Annotated in this window: 14 protein-coding genes; 5 read left to right on the top strand and 9 right to left on the bottom strand. The window is 70.1% G+C overall.

What is annotated here, in order from left to right:
• Positions 1-23 precede the first annotated feature (23 nt).
• Positions 24-383, top strand: coding sequence for a hypothetical protein (locus tag QSK32_RS29355; RefSeq protein ID WP_285473755.1), 360 nt, complete (start codon positions 24-26; stop codon positions 381-383).
• A 26-nt stretch (positions 384-409) separates the two neighbouring features.
• Here QSK32_RS29355 and QSK32_RS29350 read toward each other — a convergent pair whose 3' ends face one another.
• The gene (locus QSK32_RS29350; RefSeq protein ID WP_285473754.1) at positions 410-1,297 is read right to left on the bottom strand and encodes a LacI family DNA-binding transcriptional regulator; all 888 of its coding nucleotides are present in this window, start codon (positions 1,295-1,297) and stop codon (positions 410-412) included.
• 70 nt (positions 1,298-1,367) lie between these two features.
• Here QSK32_RS29350 and QSK32_RS29345 point away from each other — a divergent pair, with 70 nt between their 5' ends.
• On the top strand, positions 1,368-2,378 hold the full coding sequence (locus tag QSK32_RS29345) for a zinc-dependent alcohol dehydrogenase (protein ID WP_045742873.1): 1,011 nt from the start codon (positions 1,368-1,370) through the stop codon (positions 2,376-2,378).
• 6 nt (positions 2,379-2,384) lie between these two features.
• Here QSK32_RS29345 and QSK32_RS29340 read toward each other — a convergent pair whose 3' ends face one another.
• The 6 genes from QSK32_RS29340 to QSK32_RS29315 all read right to left on the bottom strand — a co-directional run bounded on the left by QSK32_RS29340 (position 2,385) and on the right by QSK32_RS29315 (position 9,182).
• Positions 2,385-3,914 carry an RICIN domain-containing protein gene (locus tag QSK32_RS29340; RefSeq protein ID WP_045742820.1) on the bottom strand — a complete coding sequence of 510 codons (1,530 nt, stop codon included), beginning with the start codon at positions 3,912-3,914 and terminating at the stop codon, positions 2,385-2,387.
• Positions 3,911-4,555: a PulJ/GspJ family protein gene (locus QSK32_RS29335; protein WP_285473753.1), complete on the bottom strand. Its 645-nt coding sequence runs from the start codon at positions 4,553-4,555 to the stop codon at positions 3,911-3,913. Before QSK32_RS29335 ends, QSK32_RS29340 begins: the two co-directional genes overlap by 4 nt.
• Entirely contained in the window at positions 4,552-6,213 is a 1,662-nt protein-coding gene (locus QSK32_RS29330) for a type IV pilus modification PilV family protein (protein ID WP_285473752.1), read from the bottom strand. Before QSK32_RS29330 ends, QSK32_RS29335 begins: the two co-directional genes overlap by 4 nt.
• Before the next feature lie 60 nt (positions 6,214-6,273).
• Positions 6,274-7,110 (bottom strand): MEDS domain-containing protein, encoded by an 837-nt coding sequence (locus QSK32_RS29325; protein WP_157411049.1) that lies wholly within the window; start codon positions 7,108-7,110, stop codon positions 6,274-6,276.
• Between the two features lie 102 nt (positions 7,111-7,212).
• The gene (locus QSK32_RS29320; protein WP_285473751.1) at positions 7,213-8,220 is read right to left on the bottom strand and encodes a polyprenyl synthetase family protein; all 1,008 of its coding nucleotides are present in this window, start codon (positions 8,218-8,220) and stop codon (positions 7,213-7,215) included.
• Positions 8,217-9,182 carry a cation diffusion facilitator family transporter gene (locus QSK32_RS29315; RefSeq protein WP_285473750.1) on the bottom strand — a complete coding sequence of 322 codons (966 nt, stop codon included), beginning with the start codon at positions 9,180-9,182 and terminating at the stop codon, positions 8,217-8,219. Before QSK32_RS29315 ends, QSK32_RS29320 begins: the two co-directional genes overlap by 4 nt.
• Before the next feature lie 95 nt (positions 9,183-9,277).
• On the opposite strand from QSK32_RS29315, the gene QSK32_RS29310 reads away from it, so the two are divergent.
• The 3 genes from QSK32_RS29310 to QSK32_RS29300 are packed head-to-tail and all read left to right on the top strand — an operon-like array spanning position 9,278 to position 12,591.
• Positions 9,278-10,435, top strand: coding sequence for an acyl-CoA dehydrogenase family protein (locus QSK32_RS29310; RefSeq protein ID WP_285473749.1), 1,158 nt, complete (start codon positions 9,278-9,280; stop codon positions 10,433-10,435).
• Positions 10,436-10,493: 58 nt separating this feature from the next.
• Positions 10,494-11,798, top strand: coding sequence for a VWA domain-containing protein (locus QSK32_RS29305; protein WP_045742813.1), 1,305 nt, complete (start codon positions 10,494-10,496; stop codon positions 11,796-11,798).
• A 1-nt stretch (position 11,799) separates the two neighbouring features.
• Complete coding sequence (locus tag QSK32_RS29300) at positions 11,800-12,591, top strand: hypothetical protein (protein WP_045742812.1); 792 nt, start codon at positions 11,800-11,802, stop codon at positions 12,589-12,591.
• 944 nt (positions 12,592-13,535) lie between these two features.
• Here QSK32_RS29300 and QSK32_RS29295 read toward each other — a convergent pair.
• Positions 13,536-14,927 (bottom strand): Nramp family divalent metal transporter, encoded by a 1,392-nt coding sequence (locus QSK32_RS29295; protein ID WP_285473748.1) that lies wholly within the window; start codon positions 14,925-14,927, stop codon positions 13,536-13,538.
• A gap of 16 nt (positions 14,928-14,943) precedes the next feature.
• Positions 14,944-15,756, bottom strand: coding sequence for a shikimate dehydrogenase (locus QSK32_RS29290; protein WP_285473747.1), 813 nt, complete (start codon positions 15,754-15,756; stop codon positions 14,944-14,946).
• Positions 15,757-15,778 lie beyond the last annotated feature (22 nt).

Genomic DNA, 15,778 nt, shown 5'->3' with positions numbered 1-15,778 from the left:
GCGCGGCGTGCGGGGATCTCGCCGTGGTGACACCTGCCCAGACCGTGGTCACGGACCGGATCGCGTGGGCGATCGAGACCTCCTGCCCCCGGTGCGGCGCCGTCGAGGAGCAGTGCGGCTGGGACGAGATGCCCGACCCCTGGCGCGAGGTGCTCCTCGCCGAGGAGGGCCGGTCCCGGCTGCGCGCCGATCGTGAGCGGAACCGGCCGGTGAAGGTACGCCTGCTGGCCGTCCTCCGGAGACAGGGCGCCACGATCCCCGAGGCGCTCGGCACCTACGACGCGCTCACCGGCGAGGGCGTCACCGGCACATCGGCCGAGATGACGCTGCTGGCGACACGACTGTCGAACGCGGGCGCGATCGTGACACTTGCCTTGGCGTGACTTTTCCGCGTACCGGATGAACTGTTTCAGGTTGAAGCGCGCCGGACGATCTCGGCCGGCGCGGGGGAGGCGTCACCGACGGGCAGGTCGAGGACGGTGCGCGCCATGCGGCGGCCGTAGGAGCGGGCGTCGATCCGGACCGAGGTGAGGGCCGGGCGCCACAGCGCACCGTGGGCCGTGTCGTCGAAACCGATCACTGCCAGGTCGGCGGGGGCGTACCAGCCCAGGTCGGTCATCGCGGCGAGGACGGCCAGGGCAAGGTCGTCCCAGACGGCGGCGATCGCCGTGAAACCGTCCTCCCGCAACGCGTGCAGACGGTCCGTGACCAGGGGCGAGTCGGCCACCAGGAACGGCGGTGACGGCAGCCCGGCCGCGACGGCCGCGTTGCGGATGTGACCGGCCATCAGCGCGAAGAACGGGTCGAGTGACGCCGGCACCGCCATGGCGACTCGCGAGTGTCCGCGTTCGATCAGGTGGCTGATCTGGGTGGTGGTGTGCGCCGCCATCCCGTCGATCCAGCCGCCGTCGGCGACCTCGCGGTCGGGGCTGCGGTAGACGCCCTGCAGATCGATGACGGCGCGTGGGGAGACCGCGGCGACGGCGGCCCGGGACGACGGGCCGTCGGAGTAGGACACGAGCAGCCCGAAGCCGGCTGCGGCGAGCTCGTCGTCGAGGCCGGTGATGAAGCCGTCCAGGCTGTTACCGCGGGGCAGACCGCCGGCCTCGAGGACGACGATCCGGGAGTTGCCCTCGCGGAGCGCGCGGGCGATGGAGTGGGGGATGTAGCCGAGGTCGGCGGCGGCCCGGCGGACCCGTTCGCGGGTGGCCTCCGGGATGGTCTGGCCGGCCTTGTCGTTGAGGACGAAGCTGACCGTCGCCGCGGAGACCCCGCTGGCCTGGGCGACGTCTCGCATCGTCGCTCGCCGTGGGCCCGTCACGCGAGCTACTCTACCTCTCAACTTAATCGAATTAGTGGAGGCCTCGATGAAATCGGTACAGGTGACCGGACCCGGACAGACCGGCGTGGTGGAGATCGACAAGCCGGTGGCCGGCCCGGCGGACGTGCTGGTGCGGATCCGGGCGTGCGGCATCTGCGGGTCGGACGGGCTGTACATCTCGGTCGGCGGCATCCCGCCGCGCCAGGGCGCCACCCCGCTGGGCCACGAGCCCGCCGGTGAGGTGGTGGAGGTCGGCGCCGAGGTCGAGGGCGTCACGGTCGGCGACCACGTGGTGCTCAACCCGATGGCGTTCGACGACGGGATCGTCGGCAGCGGCGGCGCGCAGGGCGGACTCGCCGAGTTCGTGCTGGTCCGCGGCGCGCGGCTGGGCACGCACCTGGTCACCGTGCCGAAGCACATCCCGTTCGAGGTGGCCGCGCTCAACGAGCCGATGGCGGTGGCCGGCCACGCGGTCAACCGGACGAACCCCAAGCCGGGCGACAAGGTGGTGGTGTTCGGCGCCGGCCCGGTGGGTCTCGGCGCCGCCATCGGGTACGAGTTGCGCGGCGCGCACGTGGTCGTCGTGGACATCGTCCCGAACCGCCTGGAGAAGGCGCTGAAGGTCGGCGCCCACGCCGTGATCAACTCGGCCGAGGAGGACGTCGTCCAGCGGCTCATCGAGATCCACGGCGAGGCGCCGCGCAGCTTCGTCCGGGGCGCCCGCCCGGACACCGACATCTACCTGGACGCGGCCGGTGCGCCCGTGGTCCTGGAGACGGCCCTGTCCGCGGTGAAGCACGGCGCGACGCTGGGCATCGTGGCGGTGCACAAGAAGCCGGTGCCGGTCGACTTCGGCAGCCTGCTGACCACCGAACTCACCGTGGTGCTGTCGATGGGCTACCCGACCGAGATCTTCGAAGTCACCAAGGACATCGTCGAGCACTGGCAGCGGTACGAGCTGCTGATCAGCGACCGGATCCCGTTCGACGAGGCGCAGCGGGCGCTGACGCTGGGCTCCACCCCGGGTGCCGCCGAGAAGGTCGTGGTCACCTTCTGAGCGTCGTCAGCTGGGACAGAACTTGCTGTCCGGCGTGGGCACCGGGCCCGACGTCGGCTTGTTGCAGTCCGGGTCGCGGAGGTCGACGATCGGGCTGGGCTTGTTGATGTTGGCGGGAGCGTTCCACTTCTGCAGTTCGGAACTGCTGCAGGTGACCACCTTGACCTTGCTGGTGCCGTCGCTGTGGAAGCCGGCCGAGTAGGTGCCCCGCAGCGCCTGGTCGGTCGGCTCCAGGCAGTACCCCTTGGAGTCGATGATCCGGTAGCTGGTGCCGTAGTCGCCGGTGTCGTGGTAGACGGTCCACTGCAGGTAGTCGGTCTTGTTGCCGTTGGTGCACTTCTCGGCCGTCACCCAGGTGCCGACGGCGACGGTCTGCGGCGACTTCAGGCAGTAGGTGACGTTGCTCTTGATGAAGGTGATGTTGCCGGTCAGCGAGATCACCGGAGCCTTCGGCGTCGGATGGATGAACTGCTGGTTCCAGGTGACGACGCCGTTCGGGGCCTGCTTGCAGAACCAGGCGATCATGTACGACGCCCCCGGGTCCTGGCCGGTGACGTCCAGACAGCGACTGAACTGGGCATAGTTCACCAGCTGGTTGGTGTCGTCACCGGCCATTCCGGCACCGACACCGGTGTCCGCCCGCCAGATGCTCAAGGTGCTGCTGTTGTTGCAGCTGCCCAGCACGATCGGGCTGCCGGCCTGACCGGCCGTCTTCACCGTCAGGCAGTAACCCTCGACCGCCGAGCTGGCGCTGGCGGTGCGGTACTGGCTGGCGTCGTCCAGGCTCCACTGCAGCGTCGTGTCCCGGGTGGTACTGGTGTCGCACTTCTTGAACACCACGACCACACCGTTGGAGTGGGAGGAACCGGACGTCAGGCACATGCCGTTCGTCGCCGTCGACGACTCCGAGTTGACCAACTTCAGGTACAGGTCGCTGGAGTAACCGAACTGCTGGGTGCTACTGCCGTTGCAGACCTGCAGGGTGACCCCGGCGCCGACGGCGGGCTTGCTCGTCCCGGCGTCCAGGCAGGCGTTGCCGAGGCTGGAGGCGGCGATCCGCATCGCGCCGCCCGGGATGTTGGAGTTGCTGGTGGAGAAGACATAGGTGGCGATCATCACCCGGCTGACCGTGCCCGCGGTGCCGACCGAGGTCACCGTCGCGGTGGTGGGCACGTCGTTCGTCGGGCAGCTCAGGGCCTTGCCGTCCTGGTCGAGGTACCCGACCGAGACGTCGTAGCGCAGGGTGTCGCCGGCGCTGGTGACACCCGCGTCGCCGGTCATCCGGCACGCCGGCAGGTTCTCCAGCAGCCCGTACTGCTCGGAGTCCGACGCCGCCCGGACCCGCGCCATCATCATGTCCATGCCGACCTGCGCGGCGCTGATGGCGACGCTGCGGTTCAACAGGAGCCGGGTCGAGGTGATCTGCCGCAGCACCACCGGCACCAGCGCCGCCGACAGCGACATCCCGATGGTGATCACCAGCATGACCATCGGCAGCGAGCCCCGGTCGTCGTCCGGCACGTGGAACGTCCTCATACCGTCGGCCGTCCTTTGCTGCAGTCGTTGATCGAGGAGGTGTTCCGGGTGTTGTTGAGCGCCGAGAACACCACGTCGAGCGGCACGGTGACGGTCCCGACCTTCGCGCTGAAACGGAACCGCACCTGCTGACGTTCCGGGGAGAAGTTGCGTCCCACACCGGCGGTGTTGGGGCTGGCCGACGCGTACGGGAAACTGCCGGTCGCGTAGAGGGTGAACGGGGCCACCCCGGCCGTCACGGTGATCTCGCTCGCGATCGTCGACGGCGTGCCCGGGGTGGTGGACGGCAGGCTCCACGTCGCCAGGCTCAGCACCCCGTTCTCCAGCTTGAGCTGACGGCAGATCAGGACCAGGGCGCCGGCCGCGTCCCGGGTGGGCCGCTGGTACTCCATGTACCAGCGGGTGCCGACCTGCGCCGGAGTGTTGATCCAGATGGCGTACCGCAGATCGCTGTCGAGCCGGCGGAAGCTGGTGTCGATCTGCTCGCGGGCGTACGACTGCTGTTCGGTCTTGTTCGACATCGAGTACATCTCGGTGGTCGCACTGACGATCATGAGCGTCACGAACGTCATGATCGTGGTGGTGACGACCATCTCGATCAGGGTGAAGCCCTCGTCGTCGCCGCGGTGCCGGATCCTCATGTCACCGTCCAGATGAAGGTGTACGTCGACTGCTGGGTGAGGTTCTTGGCGACGATGGTGACCGGGTAGGTACCGGGTGTGGTCGGCTTGCCGGTGAGGGTGCCCTGGCCGCTGTTGTACTTCACGCCCGGCGGCAGACCGGTCACCGTGTACGTGGGACCGACCAGCCCGAGCAGGTCGGCGTTGCTCTGGATCGGCACGGACACCGACTGCCCGGACGGGGTGGAGAGGTCACCGGTCGGCGAGGTGATGTTCAGCTGGGTGCTGGTCGCCACGGTCAGGGCGAAACTGGTGCTCGCCGTGCCCCCGGTGCCACCGGTGGCGTCCGTCGCGGTCACCGTGATGATGTACCGGCCGGGCACCAGCGGCGTACCGGAGATCGTCCCCGTGCTCGCGGCCATGGAGGTGCCGGTCGGGACTCCGGTAGCGCTCCAGGTGTAGGTGCCGTCACCACCGGACGCGCTGTTGGTGACGGTGATCGACGAGGTCAGGTTGATGCTGCGGTCGGCGACCGCCGCCACGCTCACCACCGGATAGACGATGTGGGTGTACCGCACGGTGGCGCTCGCCATCGCGTTGGTGTCGGTGGCCGTGATGCCGGGGGTCCAGGTTCCGAGCGTGGTGGCGGTGCCGGTGATCTCCCCGGTGTCCGTGTTGAACGTCCAGTTGGCGGGCAGATCGGTGACCGCCCACGCATAGGGGCTCGCCCCGCCCGACACCGTCGGTTTGACGCTGACCGTCTCGCCGATGTGGTTCTTCACCGTGGCCGCGACCGTGACCGTGGGGGGCAGGATGACGATCCAGGTGAACGATGCCGTGTCGGTACGCCCCAGTTTGTCGGTCACCGTCACCGTGCCGGTCGTGGTCCCCACCGTCGTCGGGGTGCCGCTGACCACCCCGGCCGTGGTCATGCTCAGCCCGGCCGGCAGGGTGCTCGCGGTCCACGTGTTCGGCAGCTGACCACCGGTGGCGGTGAGCTGGAAGGACTGCCCGGCCACCCCCTTGTAGAAGGTGGCGCTGGTGGCTTTGACCACCGGTGACGGGCGTTTGATGTCGAAGATCGGTTCCGGCGCCCGGGACACCAGCGTGCTGGCGATGTGCGTGCAGACGTTGTCGGCGCAGTTCGTGCCCTTCCAGGTGACCAGGACGACCACCCGGAAGAACTTCAGCACGCTGGTGCTGTCGACCGGTGCCGGCGAGACCGGTTTGACGCACCCCTCGCCCTTGCCGACGTAGATCTCGCAGCCGCCGAGATAGGTCGAACGCTGGTAGAGGGTTCCGTTGACGGTCATCTGCTGGGTGGCGGTGGAGAGGGCCGCATCCGCGCCCGCGGTCTTGGCGATCACCGGGTCGGTCTGCCACACCGGCGTGATGGTCTTGTAGTACGGCTCCATCACCGCGGGCAGATTGTTCGTCCACTGGTTGGTGCTCGCGTCCTCGCCCCGGCCGACGATCAGGGAACTGCCCTTGAGCGCCCGGATCTGCTCCATCGCCGTGTTGGCGAGCTGGGCCGCCTCACGCTGGTCCCGCTGCTGGTAGACCGCGCGGTAGCTGTTGACGAAGAACGAGGCGAAGCCGGCCATCGCGACGGTGAGCACGACCATCGACACGATCAACTCGACGAGGGTCGAGCCCTCCTCGTCCGCCGCCCTGGCCATCCACCGCTCCTCCACGTCCCCGCATAGGGATGATCGGCAGGAGAGCGGAACAGAACAGGGTTATCCGCCGTACTCGACGGCCGGATCGGGACCGTGGTGCGCCAGGAGCCGCCGCAGCGCCGCCGAACAGCCGACCAACCGCAGCCGGTGCGGCCCGGCCACGGTGAGCAGCATCCGGACCGCCGCCGAGTCGGCGAACCGCAGACCGCCCACGTCCACCGTCAGGGTCCGCCGGTCCTGGCCCGGTGCCGCGTCGTCGTCCACGTGGTCGAGGATCGCGCGCAGGGCCCGCCGGTTCGACAGGTCGGCCTCGCCCACCAGCCGCAGGCCGAACGATCCGGCGGTCCGGGTCACGCGCAGCAGGGGGATCCCGCCCGCTTCGGTGCCGCCGGCGATGGTCGCCGGGTGCGAGCGGGTGATCTGATGCAGCTGTTCCTCGCCGAACAGGCTGCGGTCGTAGAGGCAGACGCCGACCGCGAACCCGTCCGCGAAGACCCGGCTGAGCTGGGCCTCGTACCAGGCGAGCCGGTCGGTGCCGGGCGGGTCGCCACCGGCCCAGGACATGTCGCGGATCGCGCGCAGGCCGTGGTAGCCGTCGTCGCGGGCGCGGGCCGACTCGTCGCGCCAGCGGCGGACGATCGTCTCGAGGTCCGCCGGGTCCGGTGTGACGATCCGCAGGCGGCCCTGCCGGGTCGCGGCGGCGACGTCCACGCCCTCGTCCGCCAGCCCGGACGCGGCCCGGTCGCCGTCGAGGGCGTGGTAGACCACCCGGTGGTGGTCGCGCAGGCCGGACCGGATCCAGGCGGCGACGTCCCGGATCCGGGCGGGTTCCTCGTCGACGACGAAGCAGGCGTGGTCACCCGGACAGAGCCGGTCGAGCAGACTCGCCTCGGCCATGACGCCCCCTTGCCGAAGCAGCAGCCGGTCGATGTCGCGCTCACCGTATGTCACCACAAAGAGGACCGGTATCGCTGAATCGGGGCATGACACCCCCGCGGATTAGCCCGTCCGGTCGGCTATGTAGTGGCAGAGGGCCTCGAGCGTTCGGCGGGCGGGGCCGTCCGGAAGGGCCGCAACGTGGTGGCGGGCTTCGGACGCGTACCCGTGCACGGTCTCCCGGGCCTGTTTGAGGGCGGCCGACTCGCGCAGCAGGAACAGCGTTTCGGCGTGCAGCGCGTCGTCGGTGATCGGGCCGGTGGCGAGCAGTTCACGCAGCCGCCGGGAGTCCGGTCCGGTGTCCGCGGCGGCGAGCGCGTACAGCACCGGCAGGGTGGGCACGCCCTCGCGCAGGTCGGTGCCGGGCGTCTTGCCGGACTGCGCCGAGTCCGAGGCGATGTCGAGCAGGTCGTCGGAGAGCTGGAACGCGATGCCGATCGAGGTGCCGAACGCGGCGAGCGCGTCGACGTGCGCGCCGGGCAGGCCGGCGAACATGCCGCCGAAGCGGGCCGAGGCGGAGATCAGGCAGGCCGTCTTGTCCTCGATGACCCGCAGGTGGTGGCGGATCGGGTCGCCGCCGCGCGGTCCGACCGTCTCGTCGAGCTGGCCGCGGACGAGCTGGGCGAGGGTCCGGGCCTGCAGCCGGACGGCGTCGTCGCCGAGGCCGGCGGCGATCTGGGCGGCCCGGGCCAGCAGGTAGTCGCCGACCCAGACCGCGATCGAGTTGGTCCAGCGGGAGTTCGCGCTGGCCGCGCCGCGGCGCATCGGCGCCTCGTCCATCACGTCGTCGTGGTAGAGCGTCGCCAGGTGGGTCAGTTCCATCAGCACCGCGGACGGGGCCAGGGCGGGCCGTCCCGGGTCGCCGAACTGGGCGCCCAGGGCCACCACCATCGGCCGGAACCGTTTGCCGCCGGCTTCGACGAGGTGCGCCGCGACCTCACTGATCAGGGGGTCGTCGCTGACCACCGAGGCACGGAGATCGGTCTCGACGGCGGCCAGGAAGGCGGCGACCGAGTCCCGGACCTCCGGGTCGACGGTATCGACGAGATCACCCGGGGCCCACGCACTCATGATCTTGAGGCTAGATCATCCTCCTGGGAAAACGCTGACCGGCCGTGGTCGCCGTGGTCACCCACCAGCTCGGGGTGGACATGCACCGCCGCACCGGCACAACCCGGGACATGCCGGGTGACCTCCTGCTCCGCATCGGTGGCGATCTCGTGCGCCGCCAGCAGACTGAGCCGGTCGTCCACCGCGATGGCGGCTTCCGCGTACAGGCGGTGACCGATCCAGCGCAGGCGCAGCCAGTCGACGTCGGCCACCCCGGGTACCGACCGGAGCGCGTCCTCGGCGTCGTCGACCAGACTCGGGTCGACCCGGTCCATCAGCCGGTGGTAGATCGCCCGCGCGCCGTCCTTGAGCACCCAGACGATCGCCGCGGTGACCCCCAGGGCCACCACCGGGTCGGCCAGTCGCCAGCCCAGCGCGGATCCGGAGGCGGCCAGCACCACGGCCAGCGACGCGAACCCACCGGTCCGGGCGTGTACGCCGTCCGCGATCAGGGCCGCCGAGCCGATCCGCCGGCCCACGGTGATCCGGTACCGGGCGACCACCTCGTTGCCGGCGAACCCCACCACGCCCGCGGCGAGCACCCACGGCAGGTGCGTCACGGTGTGCGGATCGATCAGCCGGTCGATCGCCAGCCAGGCGGTCGCCGCGGCGGACACCGCGATCACCGCGACGATGCCGACGCCGGCCAGGTCCTCGGCCCGGCCGAACCCGTAGGTGTAGGCGCGGGTCGCGGCCCGCCGGCCGAGCCGGATCGCGATGCCGAGCGGGATCGCGGTCAGCGCGCCGGCCACGTTGTGCACGGTGTCGCTGACCAGGGCCACCGAGCCGGAGATCGCGGCCACGGCGCCCTGCAGTGCCGCGGTGAGGCCGAGACCGGCGAGCGAGATCCAGAGGGCGCGCATCCCGGCCCGGGAGGAGGCCAGCGCGTCGTCCACACGGCCGGGGGTGCGTTCATGTGCCACACAACCACACTTACCGATAAATCACCCTAAATTGGTCGAAGCGGAGTGGGGTCACCCGGTCGACTGAGCCGCCCCGAACCACCAGGATGAACATCATGGATGCTCTCGACCTGCTCGACATCGACGGCCTGCTCACCGGCGAGGAGCGCCAGATCCAGGAGACCGTCGCGCGGTTCGTCGCCGATCACGTCCGGCCGCACGTCGCGGACTGGTTCGAGGAGGGCACGTTCCCCCGCGACCTCGCCCCGGAGCTGGGCAGGCTGGGCCTGCTCGGGATGCACCTGGACGGCTACGGCTGCGCCGGGACCGGAGCGGTCGCCTACGGACTGGCCTGCCTGGAGCTGGAGGCCGGCGATTCGGGGCTGCGCAGCTTCGCCTCCGTCCAGGGTTCGCTGGCCATGTTCTCGATCCACCGCTACGGCTCCGAGGAGCAGAGACAGGAGTGGCTGCCGCGGATGGCCGCCGGTGAGGCGATCGGCTGCTTCGGCCTGACCGAGCCGGACGTCGGCAGCGACCCGGCGAACATGCGCACCCGGGCGGTCCGCGACGGCGACGACTGGATCCTCACCGGCACCAAGATGTGGATCACCAACGGCAGCATCGCCGACGTCGCGACGGTCTGGGCGCAGACCGAGGACGGCATCCACGGCTTCCTCGTCCCGCGCGGCACCCCCGGCTTCACCTCCCGGACCATCAAGCGGAAACTCTCGCTGCGTGCGTCGGTGACGGGTGAGTTGCACTTCGATGGGGTACGCCTGCCGTCAAGCGCCCGCCTGCCCGGAGCACGCGGGCTGGGCGCTCCGCTGAGCTGCCTGGGTGAGGCGCGCTTCGGCATCGTCTTCGGTGCGGCCGGCGCCGCCCGGGACAGCCTGCGGGCCGCCCTCGACTACGCGAACACCCGTGAGCAGTTCGGCCGGCCGATCGCCGCGTTCCAGCTGACCCAGGAGAAACTGGCGGACATGGCCGTCGACCTCAACACGGCGACCCTGCTGGCGGTCCACCTCGGGCGGCTCAAGGAGGCCGGCCGTGTCCAGCCGCACCAGATCAGCGTCGGCAAGCTGAACAACGTCCGCACCGCACTGGCCATCGCCCGCGAGTGCCGGACCATCCTCGGCGGCAGCGGCATCACGCTCGACTACTCCCCTCTGCGGCACGCCAACAACCTGGAGTCGGTGCTGACCTACGAGGGCACGTCGGAGATCCACACTCTGGTGATCGGCCAGAAGTTGACTGGTCACGCCGCGTATCGATGAACCGGCCACCCGGGGGCGCGGGGGCGGACACGGTGACGTACGTTTATGATCTTGCCGCGTGATCCACAAGAAACTGTCCTTAGTGGCAGCAATAGGATTGATCGCCGCCTCCGCCTTCCTGGGCGCCACCCCCGCACTCGCCGACGAGACCACCACGGCCGAACCGCCCCGGGTCGAACTGGTCCTCGACGTCAGCGGCTCGATGAAGGCCGCCGACATCGACGGCGCCACCCGCATCTCGGTCGCCAAGCAGGCGTTCAACGACGTCGTCGACGCGCTGCCGGAGACCACGCAGCTCGGCATCCGGGTTCTCGGCGCCACCTACGGCGGCGACAACAAGAAGACCGGCTGCAAGGACACGCAGCAGATCGTCGAGGTCGGACCGGTCAACCGGGTCGCCGCCAAGAACGCCATCGCGTCGCTGAAGCCGACCGGGTTCACCCCGATCGGCCTGGCCCTGCGCGAAGCCGCCAAGGACCTCGGCGACACCGGATCGGTGCGGCGCATCGTCCTGATCACCGACGGCGAGGACACCTGCACCCCGCCGGACCCGTGCACGGTCGCCCGCGAACTGGCCGCGCAGGGCGCCGGCCTGGTGGTGGACACCCTCGGCCTCACCCCCGACGAGAAGACCCGCAAGCAGCTCGTCTGCATCTCCACCGCGACCGGCGGCACGTACGCCTCGGCGAAGAGCGAGGAGGAGCTGACCGACCGGATCAAGCAACTCGTCGACCGGGCCGCCACCCCGCCGCCGGTCACCCCGGCCGTCGTCACCGGCGCGAAAGACTGCGTCGAGGCGCCGCTGCTCTCCGCCGGCGTCTACACCGACCGGGAACTGATCAGCGAACACCGGTTCTACCGCGTCACCGTGGAACCCGGCCAGGAACTGCGCGCGTCGGTCAGCATCTCGCTGGACCGGCCACTGAACCGTGATTACGGCGTACTCCTGAAAGCAGCGACCGTGAACGGCCGTGAGCTGGTCCGCGGGGTCGACGCGGGCAGCGGGCGCGCCGACGTGCTCTCGGCCGGCCTGCGCTGGTCCGGCACCGAGGAGAAGGAGAACGCGGAGGCCGAGGAGAACAACTCCGCCTCCGAAGAGGAGACCACGACCGTGACGGCCGAGGAGACCACCGACGTCTGCCTGATCGTCAGCAACTCGTTCGCCTCACCGACCGCCGCCGGCGAGCCCGGCATGCCGCTCGAGCTGAGCATCGACGTCGTCGACGCCTCTCAGGCGCCGGACGCGCCCGGCCTGGGCCGCGGTTTCCTGCTGCTCTTCGTGCTCGCCATCGCCGGCCTCGTCGCCGGTGTGCTGGCCGGATGGCTGACCCGCTGGTGGGTCGCCACCTGGAGGGAGAACTGACATGCGGATCACTCAACTGGCCGGTGCCGTCGGCGTGCTCGCCGCGCTCGCCGTGGCCACCCCCGCCGCCGCGGCCCCGTCGCCGGCCCCGGGTGTCAGCAACGCGGGAACCTCGTTCCTGACCGCCGTGGCGATCAACGCCGACCAGCAGGTGCAGGTCGGCGCGGTCACCGGCGACTATCTGTACTGGTCGTTCGGCGCGGTCGCCGGACAGCGCCCCGACCTGGACATCACGGTCGCACTGCCGCCGTCCACCGACCGGACCGGCTCCCAGTCGTGGACCGTGGAGGTCTTCGACGGCCTGCGCCGCCGACAGGCCTGCGTGGCCGGCGAGCAGAACCCGGTCGCCGCCGAGAACGCCACGTCGATCACGCTCGGCTGCCAGCTCCGGCAGGTCCGCTCCTGGGCCGAGCCGTGGGACGGCGACCCGCTGCCCGGCACCTACTACGTGCGGCTGTCCAGCACCGAACTGCCCGAGGAGGACCTGGGCCTGCCGGTCGACGTGACCCTGGCGCTCGCCCTGCCGACCGGCGACACCGGCGCCGACCAGGGCGAACTGGCCGCGCCGCTGGTGCCGAACAACAAGCCCGGCAAGGTGCTGACCACCCCGGCGGCGGCCGCGTCCGCCGCCCCCGGCACCGAGGACGACGAGGACGGCCTCTTCTCCTCCTGGTCCTTCGACTGGATCCCGGACTTCTCGTCCCGCTGGGTGTGGACGGTCGCCGGTGGCGCTCTGGCCGCGGTCACCGGCCTGATCGGCTTCTCCTGGACCCGCCGGCGCCGCGTCGCCTGATCGTTTTCCGGAGAGGGGCCGATCCGCGCTCGCGGAACGGCCCCTCTCCGTCACAGCCCATGGTCCTGAGACATACCCCTGCGTAAGTTCGGGAACGACCGTGGGGGCCGGTCGGGGTAGCCGAAAACGACCGCCGCGACGGCCGGAACGGCCGAAGCGACCACAGGCGACGGCCGGGTACCCCCGAGCCGTCGCCCACGGTTGCTCTCGGCTCGCAAATGGACCGCAGCCGACGGCCGAGCCGACCGAGCCGTCAGCCACGGCCATTCGGGAGAGCAGAAACCAGCCACCAGCGACGGCTCGGGGGCACCCGGCCGTCGCCCACGGTTTTTTTCGGCTCATGGGCGGACCGTCGCCGACGGCCGGGGTGGCTGGAACGCCACCGAACCCATTCCGATCTCGACGACGGCCCTGGTGAGGCCGCGCGTTGCTGAACGGCGCCGACGCGCGGGGTGACCGGAGGCGGCGCCCGGCAGGCGTGATCGCAGCCGCGGCGAAGTCGATGGGCAGACTAATGATCAACTTAAGCCGAGTGGCAATGGACGACGGTCGGCGGCAGACAGCAGACAGCCGCACCATGCCACCCAGCCAAAGTCGACCTTGGACGCGGCCCCGCGCCGCGACAAACGGCTGAGCTGCGCCGACACGACCGCCACCACCGCCACCGGCCGACGAATCGCCACGGCGAAGGGAACCGCACAGCTACTGGTCATGGCATTGATCAACTTAAGCTGAGCGTCATCGGGCAAGTGCCGACCCATACCGGGCAACGATCATGACGGGAGCCGTATCGCACCACCCTTCGGCCATCGATAGACGACCGAAGGGGTGATCAGTGCCAGGCGGTTTTCCGATCACTGGGAGCGCGATGTCGCGGGTAGGGCCCGGGACGTGCTGGTGCGGTTGACTGAGGTGTAGCCCGTACCCCTGAGAAAACCGGTGATCTAGAGGCGCTGCAGTTGGGTGACCACCATGGCGATGGCGAAGAAGCCGTAGAAGGCGATGGCCGCCAGCAGGCCGATCAGGCGCCAGCCGCGGAGGCGGATGGCCGCCGGGAGATCGCGGATGTTCAGGCGGACCAGCAGGATCGAATAGAGCAGGGTGACCACCGACGCGGCGCAGGTGGAGATGATCAGCAGGCCGAGCGGCTGGGTGAAACCGGCCAGCAGGATCGCCGAGCCGAGGACGATCTCGGCCCAGACGACGGCCAGGTAGAGGCGCGGTTCGGTCCAGCGGGACGAGTTCTGCAGGTAGGCGCGGTGCAGGAAGTCGGCGGCGACGCGGCCGATGATGTCGAGCAGGCCCATCGCGGCGGCCCAGAGGGAGACCGCGGCGACCGCGAGGAAGAGCAGTTTCAGCCACTCGCCGACCTCGGCGGCCATGATGTCGCCCTGGATGCGCAGGAACGACGGGTCGCTCTTGAGGTCGTCGCGGCCGAACAGCGTCTCGTAGGCGAGCAGGCTCATCACGCCGATCGTCACGAAGCAGACCGCGACGAAGGTGACCAGGTGTTCGGCGTTCGCCCGTTTCCACCAGATGGTCCAGCGGCTCAGCGACGCCTCGTCGGTGGGGAACGTGTAGCGGCCGGCTCCGGCCGCCTCCTCCTGCCCGGTGATCGGTGAGATCAGCCGCGGCACGTGCGCCCCCATGCCGTAGCGCTTGTCCCGGATCCAGTTGCTCAGGACCAGATTGTGTACGCCGCCCGCCCCGGCCGCACCGATCGCACTGAGCAGCATGGTGAACGTGATGCCGTCGGGGATCTGCCCGAACTCGGTGATCGTCGCCTTCGCGCCGTCGCCCCAGGTGCTCAGCGAGATCACGAAGATCACCACGACCACCAGGAAGAACAGTGTCAGCACGACCTTGACCGTCTCGACCCGCTCGACGGTCTTGTAGATGACCTTGGAAAAGGTCAGCAGGACGCCGATCGCGGCCAGTACCCCGACCGTGATCCAGACCGGATCGCCGCCGCCGACCAGATAGGTGAAGACGGTGGAGCCGCTGGTCGCCCAGCCCGGCCAGACGTACTGGAACGCGCCGGCCAGGCAGATGATCACGCCCCAGCCCTTCCACCAGCGGGAGAATCCGGCGACCACGGTCTGCCCGGTGGCCAGCGTGTACCGCTCGATCTCCATGTTGATGACGAATTGCACGGCCAGGGTGGTGAAGGCCAGCCAGAGCAGGCCGAGACCGCCGAGCGCGGTCAGGTACGGCCACAGGATGATCTCGCCGGCCGCCATGCCGATGCCGACGGCGACGATGCCGGGACCGACCATCCGGCGCAGGGAGAGGGGTTCGGGGAGTTCTCGGGTGGTGGTGTCTTCGTCCGCGATCATGTCGGCTCCAGGGCGGTCAAACGAGTAGTTCGTCCAGGTGGCGCAGCATCCGCGCGATGTCGGGGATGCGCCCGGTGAACCACTGGAAGGCGGCGGCCGCCTGGTAGGCGCACATCGCCGTGCCGCCGACCGCCCGCGCACCGACGGCACGGGCGGCACGCAGCAGCTCCGTCTCGACCGGCATGTAGACGATGTCGACGACCCACAGGCCACGGTGGAGCAGCTCTGCGGGCAGCGGGATCCCCGGGTGGGCGTGCATGCCGACCGGACTGGCGTTGACCAGGCCGTCGGCGCCCGCGATCAGGTACGGCAGCCGTTCCGGCGCGGCCGTCATGATGCGGGTGTCGTCGAGGTGCGCGGCGAGCGACTCCCGCCGCCGGGCGTCCGGGTCGACCACGGTCAGCCGGTCGACGCCCATGCTGAGCTGTGCGTACGCGCAGGCCGCCCCGGCTCCCCCGGCCCCCAGTTGTACGACGTGCCCGTTGGCCGCGTCGGGCAGGTTGGCGCGGAACGATGCGGTGAAGCCGTACGCGTCGGTGTTGTGGCCGTGGCGCCGTCCGTCGCGGAAGACCACGGTGTTGACGGCGCCGATGGCCCGCGCCTCGGGCGACAGGTGATCGAGCAGCTTGATCACCTGCTGCTTGAACGGGTGGGTGATGTTGAGGCCGGCGTATCCGGCCCGCTCGGCGTCGTCGAGTGCGGCATCGGGGGTGTCCACGTCGTGCAGCGTGTAGCTGAGGTCGAGTCCCTGGTGGCGGCCCTCGGCCTCGTGCAGTGCCGGGGACAGTGAGGCGCCGATCCCGGTCCCGATCAAGCCACACCGCGTCACTGGATCTCCTTGATGCCGATCA

The organism is Actinoplanes sp. NBRC 101535 (genome assembly GCF_030269225.1).
Classification (GTDB): domain Bacteria; phylum Actinomycetota; class Actinomycetes; order Mycobacteriales; family Micromonosporaceae; genus Actinoplanes; species Actinoplanes rectilineatus.
Note: the sequence above shows the minus strand (reverse complement) of the source record. Positions and strands in the feature narration are given on the sequence as shown.